Genomic DNA, 19,239 nt, shown 5'->3' with positions numbered 1-19,239 from the left:
GCGATCATGGGGAAAAAAGAAGGGGTGTGGGACCAGTGTAGCGCGATGCGCCCGCGAAGACCACGGGCGCACGCGCTGGGGCGCAACTAGGTTTTCTTCGGCGGCGAGCGATGGGTCTTGATGGCTTTCAGCTGGGTGTTGATCTTCTCGAGCGCCGTGATGATGCCCGCGGGCTGGCCGCTGACGGCGGCGCCCGCCAGGTGCAGCAGGCCGGCCACCAGGCCGGTGACGTCCCCGATCAGCGCGATCTTGCGGATCTTCTCGGCCGCCTCGCTCGTCAGCGCCACGATGCCCTGTTGCGACTTGCCGAGCGACTTGACGATGAAGGTGGCGGCGTCCGCGTACAGGCCGTTGGCGCGCTGGCGCAGCAACAGTTCGTCCTCGAGCAGGGCGCGCGCCGTGGCCTGCACCTTGTCCGGCACCGGGCCGCCATCGTAGGCGCGGATGTCGCGCATGATCCGCTCATGCAGCTGGTCGGCGCAGGCCGAGAGCTGGTCCGCCAGTTCCACGATGTCAGGCACGCTGGCCAGGCCGCCCTTGCCGGCGCCAGCTTTTGCCACCCCCGCGGAGGCACTCTTGCCCGTGTCGGCCGGCGGCTCGCTTGCCGCAGGCTGCATCGCGGTCGCGTTCGCATTGGTTTCGTTTGTCATGCCGTCTCCCTAGATGATCAATTGCCTGCCAGACCGTCGCGGATCATCCGCAGGTCCTTGCTGTAGTTGCCCAGCATGAGTTTCACGTCCGCCTGCGACAGCTTGTTCAGGTTTTCTCGCAGTTTCTGGTGGCCGAGTGCGACCTTGGTCAGGCCCTGCAGAGCCAGGTCGTAGCGCCGGTCGATCAGCTTGTACTCGCTGGCCTTGTCCATGTAGTGGACCTTGGCCAGGGTGACGAGCATGCGCTCGTCGCGGCCCTTGGCGAAGGGCAGCTCGACGTCGAAGATCCCGAGGATGGTCTTCTTTTCGTTTTCGTTGGTCTTGTAATACAGGCGGGTCAGCGAGATCATCGCCTCGAGCAGCACCTGGACGTCGGCGTCGCCGTCGCGCACCATGGTCTCGACGCTGCGGTTCTGGTAGCCGGAGGCGATCACGCGCGTCAGCAGGCGCGTCAGGCCGGTATAGGCCGTGATGTGGCGCTGCTGCAGGCCGGACTCGGTGTTGGCCTTGAGTCCGTTGCCGAGGTCATCGATGCTGGCGCTGAGGTCGTAGCGAGTGTCCCCGGCCAGCAGGCTCAGGGTCTGCATGTAGAGCACGAGCGCCTTTTGCACGCTCATGAAATCGTCGTAGACCGCGCGCCGCTTGGCGTCGTTTTCGCGGGCCAGCTTGTCGACCCCGGCGGGCAGGTAGGGCTGCTCGCGCTCGTAGGTGTCGCGGTAACGGCGCGACAGTTCGGTGTAGCCGCCGATTTTTGCCGAGGCGTCGGCAAACTCGCGTACTTCGGTGAGGCTGACGGCACCGCCGGGGCTGGCGCAACCGCCAAGCAGCAGATTGATTCCCAGCAGGCTTGAGGCAAGCGCAAGGCGAAAGCTAAGGCTGAATGAAGTCATCGGGTCCTCTCGAGCCGGCGAAGATGCCGGACGGAAAGACCTTATTCTGACCAACGCCGCGCGTGGCGGCGTTGCCATTCGTCAACTCAAGCGAGCTTGGCGTGGTCGAAGTGGGGGTTTTCGATGATGCCGAACAGGTTGCCGTAAGGATCGCGCACGGTGGCGACCCGGATGCCGTCGCCGACGTCTTCCAGCGGCGACTCCACCGAGGCGCCAAGCCCTGTCACGCGCGCCAGTTCTGCTTCGGCATCAAGCGTGCCCCAGTAGGCGGTGGCGCCGGCCGGGCCCGGTGTGCCGTCGGGCACCAGGCCCAGCTCGAAGCCGCCGACTTCGAAGCCGACGTAGAAGGGCTGGTCGAAATAGGGCGCGCGTTCGAGCACGCGGCGGTACCAGTCGGTGGCCTCGGCCAGATCGGTTACCGGGTAGATGACAGTTCGCAAACCCTGGATCATGTGCATTCTCCTTGTTATGAAGGAAACGATGGTGCCCCAGGCCAGGACGCTTGTCCAGCCCTTCAGGCCGGGGGCGGGCCGGTACGCCAGGCCAGGCTGTCGAGGGTGGCGCCGCTGGGCGTGTATTCGCAGCCGACCCAGCCGCCATAGCCGAGCTCGTCGAGCAGGCCGAACAGATAGGGGAAGCGAATTTCGCCGGTGCCCGGTTCGTGGCGTCCGGGCACGTCCGCGAACTGGATGTGCTTGATCAGCGGCAGCAGGCTGCGCAGGCTGTTGCCGAGATCGCCCTCGGCGCGCTGGGCATGGTAGATGTCGAACTGCAGGAACAGGTTGTCGGCGCCGCATTCGGCGATGATGGCGGCCGCCTGGCGCGAGTTCGTCAGGAAATAGCCCGGCACGTCGTGCTCGTTGATCGGTTCGATCAGCAAGTCGAGGCCGCGCTCCTTCAGCTTGGCCGCGGCGAACTTCAGGTTGGCGACATACGTTTCATGGGCGCGCTCGCGCGTCACATGCGGTGGAATCTTGCCGGCCATGCAGTGCAGCATGCGCGTGCCGAGCTCGTCGGCATAGTCCAGCCCGAGCTCGACGCTGTCCTGGAATTCCTGGACCCGGCGCGGATCGCAGGCCATGCCGCGATCTCCGGCAGCCTGGTCGCCCGGCGGCAGATTGTGCATGATCAGTTGCAGCTGATAGCGCGCGAGGCGCCCGGCGATCCACTCGGGCTCGCAGGCATAGGGAAACTGGAACTCGACGGCATCGAAACCCGCCGCCCGCGCGGCCGCGAAGCGGTCGAGGAAATTGAGCTCGGTGAAAAGCGTGCTCAGGTTGGCAGAGAATTGGGGCATGAAAGGGCTTGAATGTTGTCAGCCCGCTATCGTAACATTCGCGCGCGGTCCGCGCAGGCTTGCCGCAATCGTGCGAAAAAAAAGACAGGCCGGCAATGCCGCTCCTGTCTTTTTCGCTTCAGCCGGTCGAATTAACGGCCGCGGTTACCCTGGCCTGGCGTGCCGGCGGTGCGCGGACCACGGCTCGGGCCGTTGCCGCCACGGCCAGCGCCGCCGCCGTTACCGGCGGAAGCCGGACGAGCACCGCCGCCGTTGCCGTTCGATGCCGAACGGCCGCCGCCATTGCCATTGCCGTTGCCGGCGCCGGCACTGCGTGGCTGGCCCTGGCCGCGGCCACCGCCGCCGCCTGGTGCACGGCTACGGCCGCCATGGCCCGGCGCGCCGCTGCGCAGCTGGATCGGCTGGGCTTTCGCGTTCAGGTCCGGCTCGAAGCCCGGGATGACTTGACGCGGCAGGGTCTGCTTGATCAGCTTCTCGATGTCTTTCAGCATGTCGTGCTCGTCGACGCAGACCAGCGACACGGCTTCGCCGGTGGCGCCGGCGCGGCCGGTACGGCCGATGCGGTGCACATAGTCTTCCGGGACGTTCGGCAGGTCATAGTTGACGACGTGCGGCAACTGGTCGATGTCGATGCCGCGCGCGGCGATGTCGGTCGCGACCAGCACCTGGAGGGCGCCGTCCTTGAACTCCGACAGCGCCTTGGTGCGCGCGGTCTGGCTCTTGTTGCCGTGGATCGCCATCGCGCCGATGCCGTCCTTGCCGAGCTGCTCGACCAGCTTGTTGGCGCCGTGCTTGGTGCGGGTGAACACCAGCACCTGGGTCCAGTCGTTTTCCTTGATCAGGTGGGCCAGCATCGGGTGCTTCTTGTCGCGGTCGACCGGGTGGATCTTCTGGGCGATGACTTCGACCGTCGAATTGCGGCGCGCCACTTCGATCGATGCCGGGTTGTTCAGCAGCTTGTCGGCCAGGGCCTTGATCTCGTCCGAGAAGGTGGCCGAGAACAGCAGGTTCTGGCGCTTCGGCGGCAGCACTGCCAGCACTTTCTTGATGTCATGGATGAAGCCCATGTCGAGCATGCGGTCGGCTTCGTCGAGGATCAGGATTTCGACTTTCGACAGGTCGACGGTGCGCTGGCCGACGTGGTCGAGCAGGCGGCCAGGCGTGGCGACGAGCACGTCGACGCCTTGCTTGAGCAGCTTGATCTGCGGGTTGATGCCGACGCCGCCGAAGATCACGGCCGAATTCATGTTGGTGTACTTGCCGTACAGGCGCACGCTTTCCTCGACCTGGGCCGCCAGTTCGCGGGTCGGGGTCAGGACCAGGGCGCGGATGACGCGCGGCGAATTCTTGCTCTTCTGGGCGGCGCCGATGGCGTCCGTCGACAGGCGCTGCAGCAGCGGCAGGGTGAAGCCGGCGGTCTTGCCGGTACCGGTCTGGGCGCCGGCAAGCAGGTCGCCGCCGCCGAGCACCGCAGGAATTGCCTGGGCCTGGATCGGGGTGGGGACGGTATAGCCTTGTTCAGTGACAGCACGAACAATAGCGTCGGACAAGCCGAGGGTAGCAAATGACATAGACTCTTCTGGTGAGGTTGATTCCGCCGCGGCGCAAGCGGCGCCAGGATCGGAAGGAGACCAAAACCGCCCGGGCGCCGCGCTGCGGCGCGCCGGAAAGCGGCAGGGTCAGAAATTGATTTGTTGCGCGGTGAACTGCTGGGGAGGTGATGCCGGCGACCGACTGCGCTGCGGTGACAAGCCAAGCCCGCTATTCTACGCTAATTACGCGAACGGGACCATCAGCGGGATCATCTGGGCGAATACCTTCGGGCCTGCGGCGATGATGTCGCCCTTGTTCAGGTAGCTCGAGTCGCCATTGAACTCGCCGACGATGCCGCCCGCTTCGGTCACCAGCAGCGAACCGGCGGCGATGTCCCAGATCTTCAGGCCCTTCTCGAAGAAGGCGTCGACGCGGCCGGCGGCCACGTTGGCCAGTTCCAGCGCGGCCGAGCCGCTGCTGCGCACGCCATGGCAGCGCGACGCGACGACTTCGTACATGCGCAGGTATTCGGCCAGCGCGCGCGGGTCGGCGCCGTGGCCGGCGGCGATCAGGGCCTTGCCGATGCGGTCGTGGTTCTTGACGCGGATGCGCTTGTCGTTCAGGTAGGAGCCGCCGCCCTTGCTGGCGGTGAACAGGTCGTTGCGGACCGGGTCATAGATGACGGCTTGCGTGATCACGCCGTTGTGCTGCAGCGCGATCGAGATGCAGAAGTTCGGATAGCCGTGCATGAAATTGGTGGTGCCGTCGAGCGGATCGATGATCCACACGAATTCGCTGTCGTCGTTCAGGTTGCGCGACGCGCCCGATTCCTCGGCCAGGATGGCGTGGGTCGGGTAGGCCTTGATCAGCGTTTCGACGATCGCTTCTTCGGCGGCCTGGTCGATGTCGGTGACGAAATCGTTGTGTTGTTTTTCAGAGATCGTAATACGATCGATGTCGAAAGACGCGCGGTTGATGACGGTCGCGGCGCGGCGTGCGGCCTTGATGGCCGTATTGAGCATTGGATGCATATTGTTTTCCCTGAAAAAAAACGCTGACGCCCACGGGGCAATGGAGCGCCGTGAGCAATCAAAGACGAGAGTGAATTAAAGAGCAAAGCGGCGCCGAACCCGTTAAACTCCGGCCATTCATGCCTGAATTCATCTGTTCGTCGCCGCGCGATGGCGCTATTTTAAATGAACCCGAACCAAACCGTCAGCTCTCTTTTCACGCGCCTACGATTCGTTTTCGTCGAAACCAGCCGCGCCGGCAATCTCGGCTCGGTGGCGCGCGCCATGAAAACCATGGGTTTCAACGAGCTGGTGCTGGTCAATCCGCGCGGCGCCGACCCCTTGAACGACCCGGAAGCGGTCGCCTTTGCCAGCGGCGCGCTCGACGTGCTGCAGGGCGCACGCATCGTCGGTTCGATCGCCGAAGCGCTCGACGGCTGTAACTTCGCCGCGGCCGTCTCGGCGCGCCTGCGTGAATTTTCGCCGCCGGTGTGGACGCCGCGTGCTTTTGCCGGGCACATCGTCCAGCATGATTCGGAAGCAGGGGCGCTGGCCCCGGCCCTCATTTTCGGCAACGAGCGGGTCGGGCTGCCGAACGACATCGTCGAGCAGTGCAATGTGCTGATCAATATTCCGGCCAATCCCGCGTATTCCTCCTTGAATTTGTCGCAGGCGGCCCAGGTGCTGGCCTATGAATGCCGGATGGCGGCAATCGGCGACGGCCTTCCGGACACCGGCATCGGCTTTCACGGGGAAGCGGCCAGCCTGGCCCAGGTCGAAGGCATGTATGCGCACCTGGAAGAGGCGCTGGTGTCGATCGGCTTCCTCGATGCCGACAATCCGAAAAAGCTGATGCCGCGCCTGAAGCGCCTGTTTTCGCGCACCGGACTCGAAACCGAAGAAGTCAATATCCTGCGCGGGATCGCGCGCCAGATCCTCAAGCGCTAGCGGAGCACGGTGTGACAACAAAAATGTCTGTCGGCGGCGCCGGCATTTCCACGCAACTGATGCTGTTGCTGGCCGGGTTCGCCTTGCTCATCACCCTGGTCCTCGCGGGCGTGCTCGACAATCTGTTCACCGGGCGCGCGCGCGACGACGTCGGTCACCAGTATGCGGAACTGGCCCTGCAGACCACGAACACGCTCGACCGCAGCCTGTTTGAACGGTATCGCGAAGTGAAGCTGCTGGCGGACCGGGCCGGGCTCGGCGAGCTGGAGATGACGAGTGCCGAAAAGCGCCGTTTTCTCGAGGAAATGCAGAAGACCTATGCCAACTACGCCTGGCTCGGCCTGACCGACAACGACGGCAAAGTGTTGATATCGGCCAACCGGCTACTCGAGGGCGCGAATGTCGCCCAGCGTCCCTGGTTCAGCAATGCGCTCAAGGGCGTGCACCTGACCGACGTGCACGACGCGAAACTGCTCACCAAACTGCTCAAGCCCGGCGCCACCGAACCCCTGCGTTTCGTCGACATCGCCTTTCCCTATCTCGACGCGCAAGGAAGCGTGGCCGGCGTGTTCGGCGCCCATCTGAACCTGGATTGGGCGCGGGATATCGAAAAATCGGTCACCCTGCCGCTGTTGACGCGCAAGCGTGTCGAGACGCTGATCGTGGCGAACGACATGTCGGTCATCATCGGCCCGAAAGCGCTGGTCGGCACCCGGATCGGTTTGTCGAATGCCGCGCGCGCCGATGGCCGGGCGAGCGGATATTCGGTGCAACGCTTCGCCGACGGCAAGACCTATCTTGTCGGTTACAGCAAGAGCCAGGGACACGGCTTTTCGCCCAGCCTGGGCTGGACGGTGCTGGTGCGCCAGGATATCGACGAAGCCTATGCCCCGGTCGAACAGTTCCGGCGCCAGGTCGTCGCTGTCGGCTCGGGTATTGCCTTGCTGTTCGCCGGCCTGGCCTTGTGGCTGGCCCGGCGCGTGTCGCGCCCGCTGGCGGCGATTGCCGAGTCGGCGCGGCGCATCGAATCGGGCGAGTCAAGCAGCCTCGAGGAAGTGCGCGGCGGGTATCGCGAGATCGGCATCCTGCACGCGTCGCTGCGCTCGCTGATCGGCAAGCTGACGGCCAACGAAGCGTCGATGCGCGAGGCGGCCCGGCGCAAGGACGAGTTCCTGGCCACGCTCGCGCATGAACTGCGCAATCCGCTGGCGCCTGTGTCGGGCGCGGCCGACTTGCTGCGCATCGGCGGAGTCGACGAAGCCCAGCAGCGCCGCCTGGGCGAGATGATCGCGCGCCAGACCCGCCACATGACCGGCCTGATCGACGACCTGCTCGACGTTGCGCGCGTCACGCGCGGCCAGGTCACGCTGGACCGGCAGCCGGTCGACCTGCAGGACGTGGTCCGCCAGGCCATCGAGCAGGCCGGCCCGGCGTTTGGCGCGAGCGGGCACCGGCTCGCAACCACGCTGCCGCCGCAAGGCGTGGCGGTGCTGGGCGACAGCAAGCGGCTGGTGCAGGTCGTGGCCAACCTGCTCGACAATGCGGCCAGGTACACGCCCCCTGGCGGGGACATTGTGCTGGCGCTCGGCGTCCAGGGCGAGCGGGCCGTGCTGTCGGTGCGCGACAACGGCATCGGCATGTCGGCCGACCTGATCGCACACGCTTTTGAGCTGTTTACACAGGAGAACCGCAAGGTCGACCGCTCCAGCGGCGGCCTCGGGGTCGGCCTGGCATTGACCAGGCGCCTGGTCGAACTGCACGGCGGCACGCTGGAGGCCAGCAGTGGCGGACAGGGGCAGGGGAGCCAGTTCGATGTCTTCTTGCCCTTGCTGCCGGCCCTCGCAACGCAGGCCGAGGCTGACCCGCCCGCCGCCGACCCGGCCCGGCAAGCACCGGCGCCGGCGCCGTCAAGCGGCCGCGTGCTGATCGTCGACGACAACGCCGATGCCGCCGATATGCTCGGGATGCTGGTCGAGTCGCTCGGCTACAGCGTCCATGTCGAATACGGACCGCTGGCGGCGCTCGCGCATGCGCAAGTTTACCCGGCCGCGGTCTGTCTGCTCGACATCGGGATGCCGGTCATGGACGGCTACGAGCTGGCGCGCCGCTTGCGCGAACTGCCCGGTATGCGCGACGCGCTCATGATCGCGGTGAGCGGCTACGGCCAGGAGGGCGGCTCCACGGATGCCCGGTCTGCCTCTTTCGATCACCAGCTGGTCAAGCCGGCCAATGCGCAGCAGCTGCAGGCCAGGCTGGCCGACGTGAGCCGCCTGGCCGCCCACGCCCGCCTGCCCAGGCAGCTGCATCAGCAGGCTGAACGGGGTCGGCAACCGGCTTGTTGAAATCGGCTTCGTTCGCGGGCCGGGACTCAGGGTGCGAGGGCGACGACCTCGTCGCCCGGCATCGGGCGGCAGGCGGCGTCCAGCGGCTGCCAGCCGCGGCGCACGACGATGCGCCGGGTGTCATGGCAGAGCTCGACACGCTGGGCCGCCGGCGCCTGGCGCCGGATGAACTCTTCGATCGCGGCCGGCGTGCTTACCTGCAGGGCGAGCGCGTGGATGTCCTGGACCGGGTGGTCGTCGACGTGCACCAGCGGCACGAACTGGCCGGCGAACATCATCCAGTGCGAGGGGATCCTGAGCGGCCCGGCCTGGTAAGCCCGGGCGCGCAGCCAGGCCTGGGCATGCGTTCTGGCGTCGGCGGTCGCCTCAAGCCGTCCCCAGCTGCTGGCCAGCAGTTCCGCCACCCACTGATTGCAGTTCTGGTAGCGCGTCGCAAAGGCATGGGCGTTGACGCTGTACTTGCCCGCCAGCAGCGCGAGCGCCAGCGGCTTGTCGAGCGCGGTTTTCTCCAGCAGCGCGCTGTCCGCTTCCGGCAGGAAGACCAGCGACATGCGGCCGCGCGCCGGCGTCTCGCCGCCCAGGGCAAAGCCGGCGGCGCCCTGGTCGAACAGGCGCGGACGCGCTTCGTCGCAGGCGTAATACAGCTGCCGCACGGCCCAGGGGCCGGCCGGATTGTCGCGCAGCGCGACGCCGGTATGCGAATACAGCAGGCCGAAGCGGGTAAGGTCGAGCCCGGCGCGCGAGATCAGGGCAACCCGGGCGCCCGATTGCTCGAGCTCCTGTTTCACGGCGCCGGCAAACTGCAACACCCGGTCCTGTTCGGCGGCGCTCATCTCGAGCGGCTTCGCGCAAAAGGCCGGCAGGCCGGCCGATGCGCTCTTGCTGGCGGCGAGCGCCAGCCCAAGCGCGAGCCAGGCAGGCGCCACAGCGAGCGCGCGCAGGCGCATCAGATCGCGACTTTTTGCGAACCGAGTTCGCGGTACCAGGCGTCTTGCAGCGCGAGGAAGAAGGCCTTGTTGGTGTCGGCGTGCGCGAATTCGTAGCCGTAGACGCGTTCGTTGACTTGGACCAGGTCGCCGGCCGCCACGCGGCGTGCGGCCAGCGCACGGTTCGGCACGTCGAGATGGAACTCGCGCGCCGCCCTGGTCCCGGCGGCCAGCGCGCGCAGGGTCATGCGCGTGGTCTCGCCCTTCGCCGGCGCCGGGGCGACGTCGATCACCTGGTACTGGCCGGCGGCCACGCGCTCGTCGCCGCCCGAACTGTTGCTGGAGGCGCCCATCGAATCGGACACGCTGCCCGAGACGTTGGAACCTGCGCTGGAAGCGGAGGACGCGGCCGTGCTGGCGGCCTGCGCCGACAGCGTGGAAAGGGCGCAGGACGCGGCGAAGGTGGCCAGGCAAAGCGAGCGGGAGAGTAATGTCGTCGTCATGGACTTCTTTCGTAGTCGGGCAGGATAGTCGAGTAATCAAGCGCTATGGTACAAGTGTCGGGCAGCGCTGAGAAGGATTGTCGCAATCGAACAGGCCGCACGTTACACTATCTGGATCACAACGAGGATGGCGAGCATGGACAGGGTGCTGTACGTGGACGTGACGGTGCGGGAGGCGCAGTGAGCGCGCGCAGGATGCTGCGGCGCCTGCTGCTGCTGCAGGCGCTGGCGGGCGCGGCCATTGGCCTGGCAAGCTGGCGCTGGTTCGGCGCCTCGCCCTGGGCCGCGCTGGCGCTGGGGCTGGGCAGCGTGGTGATGGTACGCCTGGCGATCAACATGAACAATTTCCTGGTCAGTGCCTGCTTCGCCAGTCCGACGCCGCCCGAATTTCATCTCGGTGTCCCTGCGCGGCTGCGCATGCTGGGCGAGGAATTCAAGTCGAGCATGCTGCATACCTCCTGGTTCATGCCGCGCGCCACGGCCTGCATGCGCGTCCACGACACCGGTCACGTGCCCGTGCTGCTGGTGCACGGCTACGGCTGCAACAGCGGCTACTGGTCCTACCTGATCCCGCGTCTGGAGCGCGCCGGCATCAGCCATGCCAGTGTCGACCTCGAGCCGGTGCTGGGCGACATCGACGGCTATGTGCCGCTGCTGCAGGACGCGGTCGAAGAGCTGTGCCGCCGGACCGGCGCCGAGCGCGTCGCGCTGGTCGCCCACAGCATGGGCGGTCTGGTGGTACGGGCCTGGATGCGCGCCCACGGGACGGGGCGGGTGGCGCGCGTCGTCACTCTCGGCTCGCCCCACCATGGCACCGGCATGGCGAAATTCGGACGCGGCCGGAACGTGGTCCAGATGCGCTGCGAACGCGGCGTGGCCAGCAGCTGGCTGCAGGAACTCGGCAGCAGCGAAGATGCCGCCACGCGCGCCCTGGTCACTTCCATCTATACCCACCACGACAACATCGTCTCGCCGCAGACCTCGAGCCACCTGCCGGGCGCGCTCAACCTGGAATTCGGCGGCGTCGGCCACGTGGCGCTGGGCTGCAATGCGGGCGTGCTCGACGCCGTGATGGCCGAGCTGGCGGCGCTGGATGCCTTGCCGGCAGCGGCGCCGGCCCCGGCGCTGCTGCTGGTGGACGACGACGCCTTCATGCGCGAGCTGCTGGCCGAGACCGTGGCCGGGCAGGGCTGGCGCGTGCTGACGGCCAGTTGTGCCGACGAAGCGCTGGCCGTGCTCGCGCGCGAACCGGTCAACGTGATCCTCAGCGACCATTTCATGCCGGCATCGAGCGGCGCCGAACTGCTGGAACAGGTGCGCCGGCGCCATCCGTCCACCTTCCGCATCCTGCTTTCCGGCAACGGGGGCGACACCGACATCGCGGCGGCGCTCGCCAGCGGCGCCGCCGACCGTTTCCATGCCAAGCCCTGGCGCGGCGCCACGCTGCTGGCGGCCCTGCATGATGCTTTCGCACGGCAACGCGAACGCGCGGCGCGGTAAAATCCCGGATACGCTATTCGCATGAGGACGCAATGAGCAAGCATCTCGAGGAACTCCAGCAGGAAGAGGAAGAGCTGTCGCGCGCCGTGCGCAGCTCGGCCCAGCAAATCTGGCAGGCCGGCCTGGGCGCCTTCGCCAAGGCCCAGCAGGAAGGCGGCCGCGAGGGTGGACGCGCCTTCACACGCCTGGTGCGCGACGGTAGCGAGCTGCAAAAACGCGCGCGCCAGGTCGAGGAAGCCACCGCCACGGTGACGCGCAAGGCCGAGCGCGACGGCCGGCGCGTGGCAGGCGCTTCCTGGGGCAAGCTGGAACAGGTGTTCGAGGAGCGCGTGGCGCGCGCGTTGGCGACGATCGGGGTGCCGGCCCCCGGCGAGCTCGACGCCCTGCGCAGCCGCGTCGACGAGCTCGAACGCATTGTCGCCGGGCTTGCCGCCCGCGGCGCGCCGGACAGCGAATAAGCCCCGCCGCCACTGCCGGCGGCGGCTGCTTCGATGATATGCTTGCGGGCGATACCAACCATGCCATCTTCCATGCTACAAAAAGCTCCACGCCGTACCCGTGAACGCATCCTCGAGCTCTCGCTCAGGCTGTTCAACGAGTTCGGCGAGCCGAACATCACGACGACCGTCATTGCCGAGGAGATGAATATCTCGCCCGGCAACCTGTACTACCATTTCCGCAACAAGGACGACATCGTCAACTCGATCTTCGTGCAGTTCGAGGCCGAGATCGAGCGCATCCTCACGGTCCCGGCCGGGCGGCGCTCGAACATGGAAGACGTGTGGCTCTACCTGCACCTGATGTTCGAACTGATCTGGCGCTACCGCTTCTTCTACCGCGACCTGAACGACCTGTTGTCGCGCAACCGCAAGCTCGAGCTGCACTTCAAGGCCATCCTGGCCCACAAGATCAAGGTCGCGCGCCAGCTCTGCGAAGACCTGCGCAGCGAAAACTCGCTGGAAGCGGGCGACCAGCAGATCGGCGCCATGGCCACCAACATGGTGGTGGTGGCGACCTACTGGCTGTCCTACGAGTACGTGCGCAACCCGCGCAAGTACAGCGAGCAGCAGGCGATCGCCGATGCGCTCGCGCGCGGCTGCTACCAGGTGCTGTCGATGCTCGGACCGTATTTGCGCGGCGACACCCGGCTGCTGTTCGAAAAGCTCTCGGAGGAGTATCTCAAGAAGCTGGCGGACGACGGCCGCGACCTTATTTAATCCTGCGGAAAACACCCATGAAATCGATTGCCGTGTATTGCGGCGCCTCCGACGGCGCCCGTCCCCTCTACGCCGAAGCGGCGCGCGCACTGGCGCGCTCGCTGGTCGAGCACAACATCGCGCTGGTCTACGGGGGCGGCCGGGTCGGCCTGATGGGCGTGATCGCCGACGAAGTACTGCGCCTGGGCGGGGAGGCCACCGGCGTCATCCCGCGCGCCCTGGTCGAGCGCGAAGTCGGCCATGCCGGGCTGACGCGGCTGTTCGTGGTCAAGGACATGCACGAGCGCAAGGCGATGATGGCCGAGCTGTCCGACGGCTTCATCGCCATGGCCGGCGGCATGGGGACGCTGGAAGAACTGTTCGAGATGCTGACCTGGGCCCAGCTCGGCATCCATGCCAAGCCGATCGGGCTGCTCAATACCGACGGCTTCTACGACGGCCTGATCGGCTTCGTGCGCCACCAGCAGGAAGAAGGCTTCGTGCGGCCCGCGCACGCGGGCCTGATGAATGTCGATGCCGATGCGGCGGCGCTGGTCAAGCGCCTGCGCGAGGCGGCCGGCGTTCGCTGATTACGCGAGCGCGACCTCGTCGGGCAGGGCGCTCCCTTTGATGAGCTTCGGCGCGGCAAGCGCCGCCAATCCCGCCATCTGGCGGTCGAACATCGCCTCGATCTCGTCGGCCGCCACCGGACGGCTGAACAGGTAGCCCTGCATCTCGTCGCACTCGTTGGCGTGCAAGAAGGCGCGCTGCTGTTCGGTCTCGACACCTTCGGCGATGACGCGCAGGTTCAGCTTGTGGCCGAGCGAAATCACGGCCATCGCGATGGCCTGGTCGTCCGGATTGTCGGCCAGCTCGCTGACAAAACTCTTGTCGATCTTCAGGCGGCTGATCGGGAAGGTCTTCAGCGACGACAGGCTCGAATAACCGGTGCCGAAATCGTCGATCGACAGCGACACGCCCATCGCTTTCAGTTCGCGCATCTTGGCGATCGACTTTTGCAGGTCGCGCATGATCAGGCTTTCGGTCACTTCGAGTTCCAGCATTTCCGCTTGCAGGCCGCTTTCCTCGAGCGCCGCGGCGACCCGTTCCACCAGCCGCGCTTCCTCGAACTGGCGCGCCGAGACATTCACCGACATCGTCACCGGCGGCAGGCCGGCGTCGATCCAGGCCTGGGCCTGGCGGCAGGCTTCGCGCACCACCCAGTCGCCGATTTCGACGATCAGGCCGCTTTCCTCGGCCAGGCCGATGAAGCGCTGCGGCGGCACCATGCCGTGCTCCGGGTGCTGCCAGCGGATCAGCGCCTCGACGCCGAAGATGCTGCCGTCGCGCAGGTCGACCTTCGGCTGGTAGAGCAGGCGGAAACTGCCGGCGGGGCTGCCGTTCCTGCCTTCGACGGTGGCCTGCACGGCATTGCGCAAGCCGTCGAGCAGCACCAGCTTTTCCTCGACGCTGGCGTTCATTTCGCGCGTGTAGAACTGGAAGTTGTTGCTGCCCAGGTCCTTGGCGCGGTACATGGCCGCGTCGGCGTTCATCAGGAGGGCGTTCGCATCGAGGCCGTCGTGCGGGTAGCTCACCACGCCCATGCTGCAGCTGACCTGCACCACCTGGCCGGCCACTTCGATCGGCTCGGTGACGGCGATGCGGATTTTTTCCAGCAGCGGCGCCAGGGCCGCAGCGCCGTTTTCCCGGACCCGGCCCTGGTCGGGCAGCAGGATCACGAATTCGTCGCCGCCGAAGCGCGCCAGCGTGTCGTTGCGGCGCAGGCAGCCGCCCATGCGCTTGCTGACGATTTTCAGCAGTTCGTCGCCGGCCTTGTGGCCGAGCCCGTCGTTGACGAGCTTGAAGCCGTCGAGGTCGATGAAGGCCAGCGCCACCGAGTCGCCGTGGCGCTGCGCATTCTGGATCGCCTGCTCGATGCGGTCCTGCATCAGCGTGCGGTTCGGCAGGCCGGTCAGTTCGTCATGGTGGGCCATGTGGATGATGCGCGCTTCGACCTGCTTGCGCTCGGTGATGTCGCGCACGATCGCCACCACGCCGTCTTCCACGGCCACCACCTGGCGGTGCAGCCAGCGCCCGCTGGCGCGGCGCTCGGTCGTCTGCCATTCGCCTTCGCGCGGCCGGCCGTCGGTGGCCACCAGCGCGATGTCCGCGAAAATCCCGTTGTCGCGGTAATGCGGCAGCATCTCGCTCACGCGCATGCCCTGCATCTTCGCGCGCGGCATGGCGATGATGGCCTCGGCGCGCGAATTGGTGGCCTCGACCAGGAAGTCCTCGACCTCGCCGCCTGGCCCGCGCACGGTGCGCAGCACGAAGAATGCGTCGAGGCTGCCTTCGGAGGCGGCGGCATAGGTTTCCTGGGCGCGGCGCGCGCGGCGGCGCACCCGCGCCAGTTGCCAGGACCAGATCGAGACGAGCGACACCACCACCACCAGCAGCGCGGTGGCGCCGCCGGCCACCGCCAGCCAGGTACGCCGCGTTTCCTCGTACGGCGCGAACTGTTCCGGTTGCGACAGGCCGGCCACGATCGCCAGCGGGAAGCCGTGCAGGCGCTTGATGCTGGTGTAGCGCTTGACGCCGTCCGGCCCCCTGTGGATGGCGATGCTGCCGTCCGGCGCCTCGTCGAGCCTGATGCGCTGGCCCCAGCTGACCTGGTCGCCGACGCGCATGGCGCGCATCACGCCATCGGTACCGGCCAGACCCAGCAGGCCGTGCTGGCCGTCGCGCGCGCTCTCGTAGGCGCTGGTGAAATAGGTGGGATCGGCCTCGACGATGGCGATGCCCGCGAAGCGGCCGGCGCCATCGTTGATGCGGCGGGTGAAGTGCAGGTGCGGCTCGGGTTTCGCGGCATCGGCCAGGGTGGCGCCGACGAAAGGCAGGCCGAGGTTGTTGTCGCGGTGGTAAAGGAAATAGGCGGCGTTCGAGACGTCCAGCGCGGGTCCGCCCGGATTGCTGGCGACGATGCGCCCGCTGGTATTGGCGATCGCCACCACGAACACCAGGCCTGGCGGCAGCAGGTCTTGGCGGCGCAGGGCGGGCAGGGCACCGTCCGGGCCTTCCAGTTCGACCGCATACTTGAGCACCTTGAGAGTCTGGTCGATGCCGTTCAGGCTGCGCGCCATCTGCGCCTCGTAGGTGTCGATGCGCTCCCTGGCCGCGGCGCGCGCGGCCGTGCCGGCCGCAAGATGGTGGTCTTCGACGAACTGCAGCGTCAGGGTCCAGATGCCGATGATCAGCACGACCGCGAACAGCGGCAGCGAGATGTGGGTGTCGAGGCCGCGGCCAAGCACGCGCGCGAAGCTGGAGCGGTGCGAGCGCGGCGATTGCCGTTCGCCAGGGGATGGAGCTGCAGCTGGAGCGGATTTCATGCGTTTCCTCCTCAGTTCACCAGCAGGACCTGGCGCACGCTGGGGTCGACCGCCTCGCGGTCGATGTAGCCGATCGTGCCCGGCGCATTGGCCACGGCCTGGCGCACGGCGGCGTTGCCGGCTAGTTCGCGCGGCGGCTGGCCGCGTCCGGTAAACACCATTTTCGACCACCAGGCCCGCAACAGGGCCGGCGTCTTGCCGGTCACGCGCTGGTAGAACCCGTCGCGCTGGCTGGACCCGATCGGCTGGTCGATCGGCGTGCCGACCGTGCCGTCCGGCAGGCGTGCCGACTGGCCGAGGAAGATGGCCGCCACCTGGTCGGGGCGCATGGCCTCGACCTGGCTGCGTGCGGAAACGATGACGACCAGCTCGCGCGCCTGCGCGCCGGCGCTGCACAGGAGCAGCGCGGTGGCAAGGGCGGCGGTGAATGCCTGCAAAATGCGTTTGTCCATGCCGCGCTCAGTAAACGAAGTCGACAAGGATGCTGCTGACCTGCACCGTCCGCCCGGACTGGAAGCCCGGCGCCGAGTTGATCAGCATGCCGCGCGAGCCGCTGCGCGCGGTGACGCGCTCGTGCTGCAGCTTGAGCGCGATGTTCGCCGCCACATCCCAGCGCAGGCCGGCGGTCAGGGTCGACTGCGAGGGCACCGTGCGCAGCAGGCCGGCCACGCCCGCATTGAGCATGGCGCCGGCGACGGCGGCCGGGTGGGCCGGCGGCAGGCCGGCCAGCGCCAGCGTGTTCACGCCCTCGGGCAATTCTCCCCACACGCGGGCATACGCGGCATAGGGCGTGAAGTCGCCGTGGCGGTAACCGGTGCTGGCATACATCGACTTGGTGCTGCCGAGGTAGGACCTGGTACGCGTGTGGCCGGCTTCGCCCGTCACGAACCATTGCCCCGGGTCATAACCCAGGCCGATGCTCGCCGCCGTGGCGCGCTTGTCCTGAACCGCCAGGCGGCCCGCGATCTCGCGTCCCTGCGGCCCGAAGGCATTCAGGGCCCCGAACAGCTCGGGAAACAGTGTCAGCGTCACGCGCGTGCTGAGCACGGACGCGCGCGCCGTGAAGGCGCCGCGCTCGACCGTGTGCGACAGGCCGGTAATGGCATTGCCACGCAGGCGCGCGCCGTCCGTCAGCGGGGTGTCGGTGTAGCCGTAGAAGGCCTGGGTGGTGCTGCGCAGCTGCTCGCCTTCCCAGTGCCAGGTCAGGTCGGCGCCATCGCTGTTACTGATCGGGAGCGCGCCGTACACTTCGAGCGGCATGCGCGCCCAGGGATAGGCATAGCCCACCTTGCGGTAGTCGGCGGCGACGAACATCGGAAGCGCGATGCGTCCCAGGCGCAGCGCCAGTTCCGGGGTCGCCTGGTATTTGATGTTGGCCCATTCGACGCGCGGCGCGTAACTGCGGTCGAGCCGCTGTTCGCTGACCACCTGCACCACCGCCGACCAGCGCCCGCTCAGGCGCAGGTCGAGCTGGGCGCCGAGCGTGCTGTCGACGTGACGGCTCCAGGCGCCGCTGCGGCCGGCGCCCGCGGCCTTCAGTGCCGAGCCGGCGAAGTCCGCGTCGCTGCCGTTCGAGTGCACCACGCCGACGGTACCGAAACCCGAGAAGGTCCAGCCGGGAGTGGCCTGCTCGGCATGGGCGGCCGCGCCCAGGGAAAACAGGATGCAGCCGCTGCACAAGGCGCCGGGCAGGAAACGTGGGATGGGATGGGTGGGATACATTCGTGGCTTTCGTCCGTCGGCGTGCGCGCCGCGCACCAGGGATGCGATGCGGGGCAGTTACATTACGCTAGCGACTGTAGCGAACGCCCTGTCGAAAGTCGAATATATTTACTTATGGAAACGATTTGCCGGCTTTCGGCGTTGTGAAGCGGCAACGTCTATTGCGACTCAGGCATCGGCCAGCCAGAGCCTCTCGCCGCCATGTTCCATATGGGTGAGATACAGGCGCAGGTCGAATTCGAACTGGTGGTACAGCGGTTCCATCCAGCAGCACAGCTTGTAGAAAGCCTTGTCGTGCTGTTTTTCCTTCAGGTGCGCCAGTTCGTGGACCGCGATCATGCGCAGGAATTCGATGGGCGTGTCGCGGAACACGCTGGCGATCCGGATCTCATGCTTGGCCTTGAGCTTGTTGCCCTGGACGCGGGAAATCGAGGTGTGCAGGCCGAGCGCATGCTGGACCACGTGGATCTTGCTGTCGTAGGCCACCTTGGCGACCGGATCGGCGTTGCGCAGGTAATCGAGCTTGAGTTCCTGCACGTAGTCGTAGAGCGCACGGTCGGTGCGCAGGCCGTGGGCGCGCGGATAGCGCGAGCGCAGCACGGCGCCCAGGCGTCCGTCGGCCAGCAGGCTGGCGGCCTGCTGGCGCAGGCCTTCGGGATAGGAGGTGAGGTAGCGAAGTTCTTGCATAGGGGCGCGAATGTATCACAGCGCCCTTGTCCTTGCAGTCGGTATGAAAACCGGCGCGGGCCGCAAGCAATCCATGCGGCCCGCGCCGGCAGGGCGCACCGGACATCGATGCGCGTGCTTGCCTGTCAGCCTTCCTTGCTCCCCTGGCGGCTGCCGCCCTTGGCCGCGCTGGAGGCGCCTGCAGCGCCACCGGCCGCTGCCGCCGCCCGGCTCGCCGACTGCCGGCTTTCCCCGCCCTTGCGGCCGATGTCGGCCATGTGTGCGCGGTTGCGGCTCACGGCCTCCCCGCCTTTCTGCCCCGCGCGGCGCGCTTCTTCGGAATCGAATTCATGCGCCGTGCCTTTCTGGTGTGCCGCCTGGCCGCCCTTGCTGGCGATTTCGCGCTGCTGGTTCTGATCCATCGCCGCGAAACCGCGTTTGGCCGGTCCGCTACCGCTGCCGCCACCACTCTTTTGCGCGCTGCCGCTGGAGCTGCCCGCGCCCTTGCCGCTCTCCTTGCTTGTCGCCATGTCGCTCTCCTGGTTGCCCTGCAGTGAAGGGATTAAGTAAGTGCAGAATTGCTGCGCTCGTGCGGTTAGAGAGACCGCCTGTTTGATAGTTCCCTGAGCTTGCCGCTCCCGGTAGCGGAATCGGCCCGGGTTGCGCAGCA

19 protein-coding genes are annotated in these 19,239 nt (G+C 67.0%); 6 read left to right on the top strand and 13 right to left on the bottom strand.

Going from position 1 to position 19,239, the window contains the following annotated elements; translation table 11 throughout:
- Positions 1-86: 86 nt before the first annotated feature.
- The 6 genes from AC56KZ_RS03620 to AC56KZ_RS03595 all read right to left on the bottom strand — a co-directional run bounded on the left by AC56KZ_RS03620 (position 87) and on the right by AC56KZ_RS03595 (position 5,392).
- Entirely contained in the window at positions 87-650 is a 564-nt protein-coding gene (locus AC56KZ_RS03620) for a hypothetical protein (protein WP_497160755.1), read from the bottom strand.
- A gap of 17 nt (positions 651-667) precedes the next feature.
- A complete protein-coding gene (locus AC56KZ_RS03615; RefSeq protein WP_497160754.1) occupies positions 668-1,540 on the bottom strand; it encodes a hypothetical protein in 873 nt (290 codons plus the stop codon).
- Between the two features lie 86 nt (positions 1,541-1,626).
- Positions 1,627-1,992 carry a VOC family protein gene (locus AC56KZ_RS03610; RefSeq protein WP_497160753.1) on the bottom strand — a complete coding sequence of 122 codons (366 nt, stop codon included), beginning with the start codon at positions 1,990-1,992 and terminating at the stop codon, positions 1,627-1,629.
- 62 nt (positions 1,993-2,054) lie between these two features.
- Positions 2,055-2,837: a 2-oxo-tetronate isomerase gene (gene otnI, locus AC56KZ_RS03605; protein ID WP_497160752.1), complete on the bottom strand. Its 783-nt coding sequence runs from the start codon at positions 2,835-2,837 to the stop codon at positions 2,055-2,057.
- 131 nt (positions 2,838-2,968) lie between these two features.
- A complete protein-coding gene (locus AC56KZ_RS03600; RefSeq protein ID WP_497160751.1) occupies positions 2,969-4,408 on the bottom strand; it encodes a DEAD/DEAH box helicase in 1,440 nt (479 codons plus the stop codon).
- Between the two features lie 204 nt (positions 4,409-4,612).
- Complete coding sequence (locus tag AC56KZ_RS03595; RefSeq protein ID WP_497161210.1) at positions 4,613-5,392, bottom strand: inositol monophosphatase family protein; 780 nt, start codon at positions 5,390-5,392, stop codon at positions 4,613-4,615.
- Positions 5,393-5,566: 174 nt separating this feature from the next.
- Between AC56KZ_RS03595 and AC56KZ_RS03590 the strand changes: the two genes are divergently transcribed.
- Together AC56KZ_RS03590 and AC56KZ_RS03585 are read left to right on the top strand one after the other, a co-directional pair.
- Positions 5,567-6,328: an RNA methyltransferase gene (locus AC56KZ_RS03590; protein WP_497160750.1), complete on the top strand. Its 762-nt coding sequence runs from the start codon at positions 5,567-5,569 to the stop codon at positions 6,326-6,328.
- A gap of 11 nt (positions 6,329-6,339) precedes the next feature.
- Positions 6,340-8,670, top strand: a complete 2,331-nt coding sequence (locus tag AC56KZ_RS03585; RefSeq protein WP_497160749.1) for a hybrid sensor histidine kinase/response regulator — start codon at positions 6,340-6,342, stop codon at positions 8,668-8,670.
- A gap of 26 nt (positions 8,671-8,696) precedes the next feature.
- Here AC56KZ_RS03585 and AC56KZ_RS03580 read toward each other — a convergent pair whose 3' ends face one another.
- Positions 8,697-9,617, bottom strand: a complete 921-nt coding sequence (locus AC56KZ_RS03580) for a DUF2145 domain-containing protein (protein ID WP_497160748.1) — start codon at positions 9,615-9,617, stop codon at positions 8,697-8,699.
- On the bottom strand, positions 9,617-10,099 hold the full coding sequence (locus AC56KZ_RS03575; protein WP_497160747.1) for a hypothetical protein: 483 nt from the start codon (positions 10,097-10,099) through the stop codon (positions 9,617-9,619). The genes AC56KZ_RS03580 and AC56KZ_RS03575 overlap by 1 nt, the downstream gene beginning before the upstream one ends.
- 180 nt (positions 10,100-10,279) lie before the next feature.
- On the opposite strand from AC56KZ_RS03575, the gene AC56KZ_RS03570 reads away from it, so the two are divergent.
- The 4 genes from AC56KZ_RS03570 to AC56KZ_RS03555 all read left to right on the top strand — a co-directional run bounded on the left by AC56KZ_RS03570 (position 10,280) and on the right by AC56KZ_RS03555 (position 13,385).
- Complete coding sequence (locus AC56KZ_RS03570) at positions 10,280-11,599, top strand: alpha/beta fold hydrolase (RefSeq protein ID WP_497160746.1); 1,320 nt, start codon at positions 10,280-10,282, stop codon at positions 11,597-11,599.
- A 32-nt stretch (positions 11,600-11,631) separates the two neighbouring features.
- On the top strand, positions 11,632-12,057 hold the full coding sequence (locus AC56KZ_RS03565; RefSeq protein WP_497160745.1) for a phasin family protein: 426 nt from the start codon (positions 11,632-11,634) through the stop codon (positions 12,055-12,057).
- A 72-nt stretch (positions 12,058-12,129) separates the two neighbouring features.
- On the top strand, positions 12,130-12,816 hold the full coding sequence (locus AC56KZ_RS03560) for a TetR/AcrR family transcriptional regulator (RefSeq protein WP_497160744.1): 687 nt from the start codon (positions 12,130-12,132) through the stop codon (positions 12,814-12,816).
- A gap of 17 nt (positions 12,817-12,833) precedes the next feature.
- Positions 12,834-13,385 (top strand): LOG family protein, encoded by a 552-nt coding sequence (locus AC56KZ_RS03555; RefSeq protein ID WP_497160743.1) that lies wholly within the window; start codon positions 12,834-12,836, stop codon positions 13,383-13,385.
- Here AC56KZ_RS03555 and AC56KZ_RS03550 read toward each other — a convergent pair whose 3' ends face one another.
- From AC56KZ_RS03550 to AC56KZ_RS03530, 5 genes are all read right to left on the bottom strand, one after another.
- Entirely contained in the window at positions 13,386-16,181 is a 2,796-nt protein-coding gene (locus AC56KZ_RS03550) for a bifunctional diguanylate cyclase/phosphodiesterase (protein ID WP_497160742.1), read from the bottom strand.
- Positions 16,182-16,192: 11 nt separating this feature from the next.
- The gene (locus tag AC56KZ_RS03545; RefSeq protein WP_497160741.1) at positions 16,193-16,633 is read right to left on the bottom strand and encodes a phosphate ABC transporter substrate-binding protein; all 441 of its coding nucleotides are present in this window, start codon (positions 16,631-16,633) and stop codon (positions 16,193-16,195) included.
- 7 nt (positions 16,634-16,640) lie between these two features.
- Positions 16,641-17,903: a hypothetical protein gene (locus tag AC56KZ_RS03540; protein WP_497160740.1), complete on the bottom strand. Its 1,263-nt coding sequence runs from the start codon at positions 17,901-17,903 to the stop codon at positions 16,641-16,643.
- A 168-nt stretch (positions 17,904-18,071) separates the two neighbouring features.
- Positions 18,072-18,590 carry a YgjP-like metallopeptidase domain-containing protein gene (locus tag AC56KZ_RS03535; RefSeq protein ID WP_497160739.1) on the bottom strand — a complete coding sequence of 173 codons (519 nt, stop codon included), beginning with the start codon at positions 18,588-18,590 and terminating at the stop codon, positions 18,072-18,074.
- A gap of 125 nt (positions 18,591-18,715) precedes the next feature.
- Positions 18,716-19,099, bottom strand: a complete 384-nt coding sequence (locus AC56KZ_RS03530) for a KGG domain-containing protein (RefSeq protein WP_497160738.1) — start codon at positions 19,097-19,099, stop codon at positions 18,716-18,718.
- Positions 19,100-19,239: the final 140 nt, after the last annotated feature.

Source organism: Telluria sp. LT2P34 (assembly GCF_059685915.1).
The sequence above is the reverse complement of the archived record's forward strand: the minus strand, read 5'-3'. Positions and strand labels throughout refer to the sequence as shown.

Bases quoted from the DNA above. Each gene is read 5' to 3' on its own strand.
- AC56KZ_RS03580 (WP_497160748.1), bottom strand. From the start codon at position 9,617: ATGCGCCTGCGCGCGCTCGCTGTGGCGCCTGCCTGGCTCGCGCTTGGG.
- otnI (WP_497160752.1), bottom strand. From the start codon at position 2,837: ATGCCCCAATTCTCTGCCAACCTGAGCACGCTTTTCACCGAGCTCAAT.
- AC56KZ_RS03565 (WP_497160745.1), top strand. From the start codon at position 11,632: ATGAGCAAGCATCTCGAGGAACTCCAGCAGGAAGAGGAAGAGCTGTCG.
- AC56KZ_RS03530 (WP_497160738.1), bottom strand. From the start codon at position 19,099: ATGGCGACAAGCAAGGAGAGCGGCAAGGGCGCGGGCAGCTCCAGCGGC.
- AC56KZ_RS03615 (WP_497160754.1), bottom strand. From the start codon at position 1,540: ATGACTTCATTCAGCCTTAGCTTTCGCCTTGCGCTTGCCTCAAGCCTG.
- AC56KZ_RS03590 (WP_497160750.1), top strand. From the start codon at position 5,567: ATGAACCCGAACCAAACCGTCAGCTCTCTTTTCACGCGCCTACGATTC.
- AC56KZ_RS03545 (WP_497160741.1), bottom strand. From the start codon at position 16,633: ATGGACAAACGCATTTTGCAGGCATTCACCGCCGCCCTTGCCACCGCG.
- AC56KZ_RS03555 (WP_497160743.1), top strand. From the start codon at position 12,834: ATGAAATCGATTGCCGTGTATTGCGGCGCCTCCGACGGCGCCCGTCCC.
- AC56KZ_RS03620 (WP_497160755.1), bottom strand. From the start codon at position 650: ATGACAAACGAAACCAATGCGAACGCGACCGCGATGCAGCCTGCGGCA.
- AC56KZ_RS03540 (WP_497160740.1), bottom strand. From the start codon at position 17,903: ATGTATCCCACCCATCCCATCCCACGTTTCCTGCCCGGCGCCTTGTGC.
- AC56KZ_RS03535 (WP_497160739.1), bottom strand. From the start codon at position 18,590: ATGCAAGAACTTCGCTACCTCACCTCCTATCCCGAAGGCCTGCGCCAG.
- AC56KZ_RS03560 (WP_497160744.1), top strand. From the start codon at position 12,130: ATGCTACAAAAAGCTCCACGCCGTACCCGTGAACGCATCCTCGAGCTC.
- AC56KZ_RS03610 (WP_497160753.1), bottom strand. From the start codon at position 1,992: ATGATCCAGGGTTTGCGAACTGTCATCTACCCGGTAACCGATCTGGCC.
- AC56KZ_RS03600 (WP_497160751.1), bottom strand. From the start codon at position 4,408: ATGTCATTTGCTACCCTCGGCTTGTCCGACGCTATTGTTCGTGCTGTC.
- AC56KZ_RS03575 (WP_497160747.1), bottom strand. From the start codon at position 10,099: ATGACGACGACATTACTCTCCCGCTCGCTTTGCCTGGCCACCTTCGCC.
- AC56KZ_RS03550 (WP_497160742.1), bottom strand. From the start codon at position 16,181: ATGAAATCCGCTCCAGCTGCAGCTCCATCCCCTGGCGAACGGCAATCG.
- AC56KZ_RS03595 (WP_497161210.1), bottom strand. From the start codon at position 5,392: ATGCTCAATACGGCCATCAAGGCCGCACGCCGCGCCGCGACCGTCATC.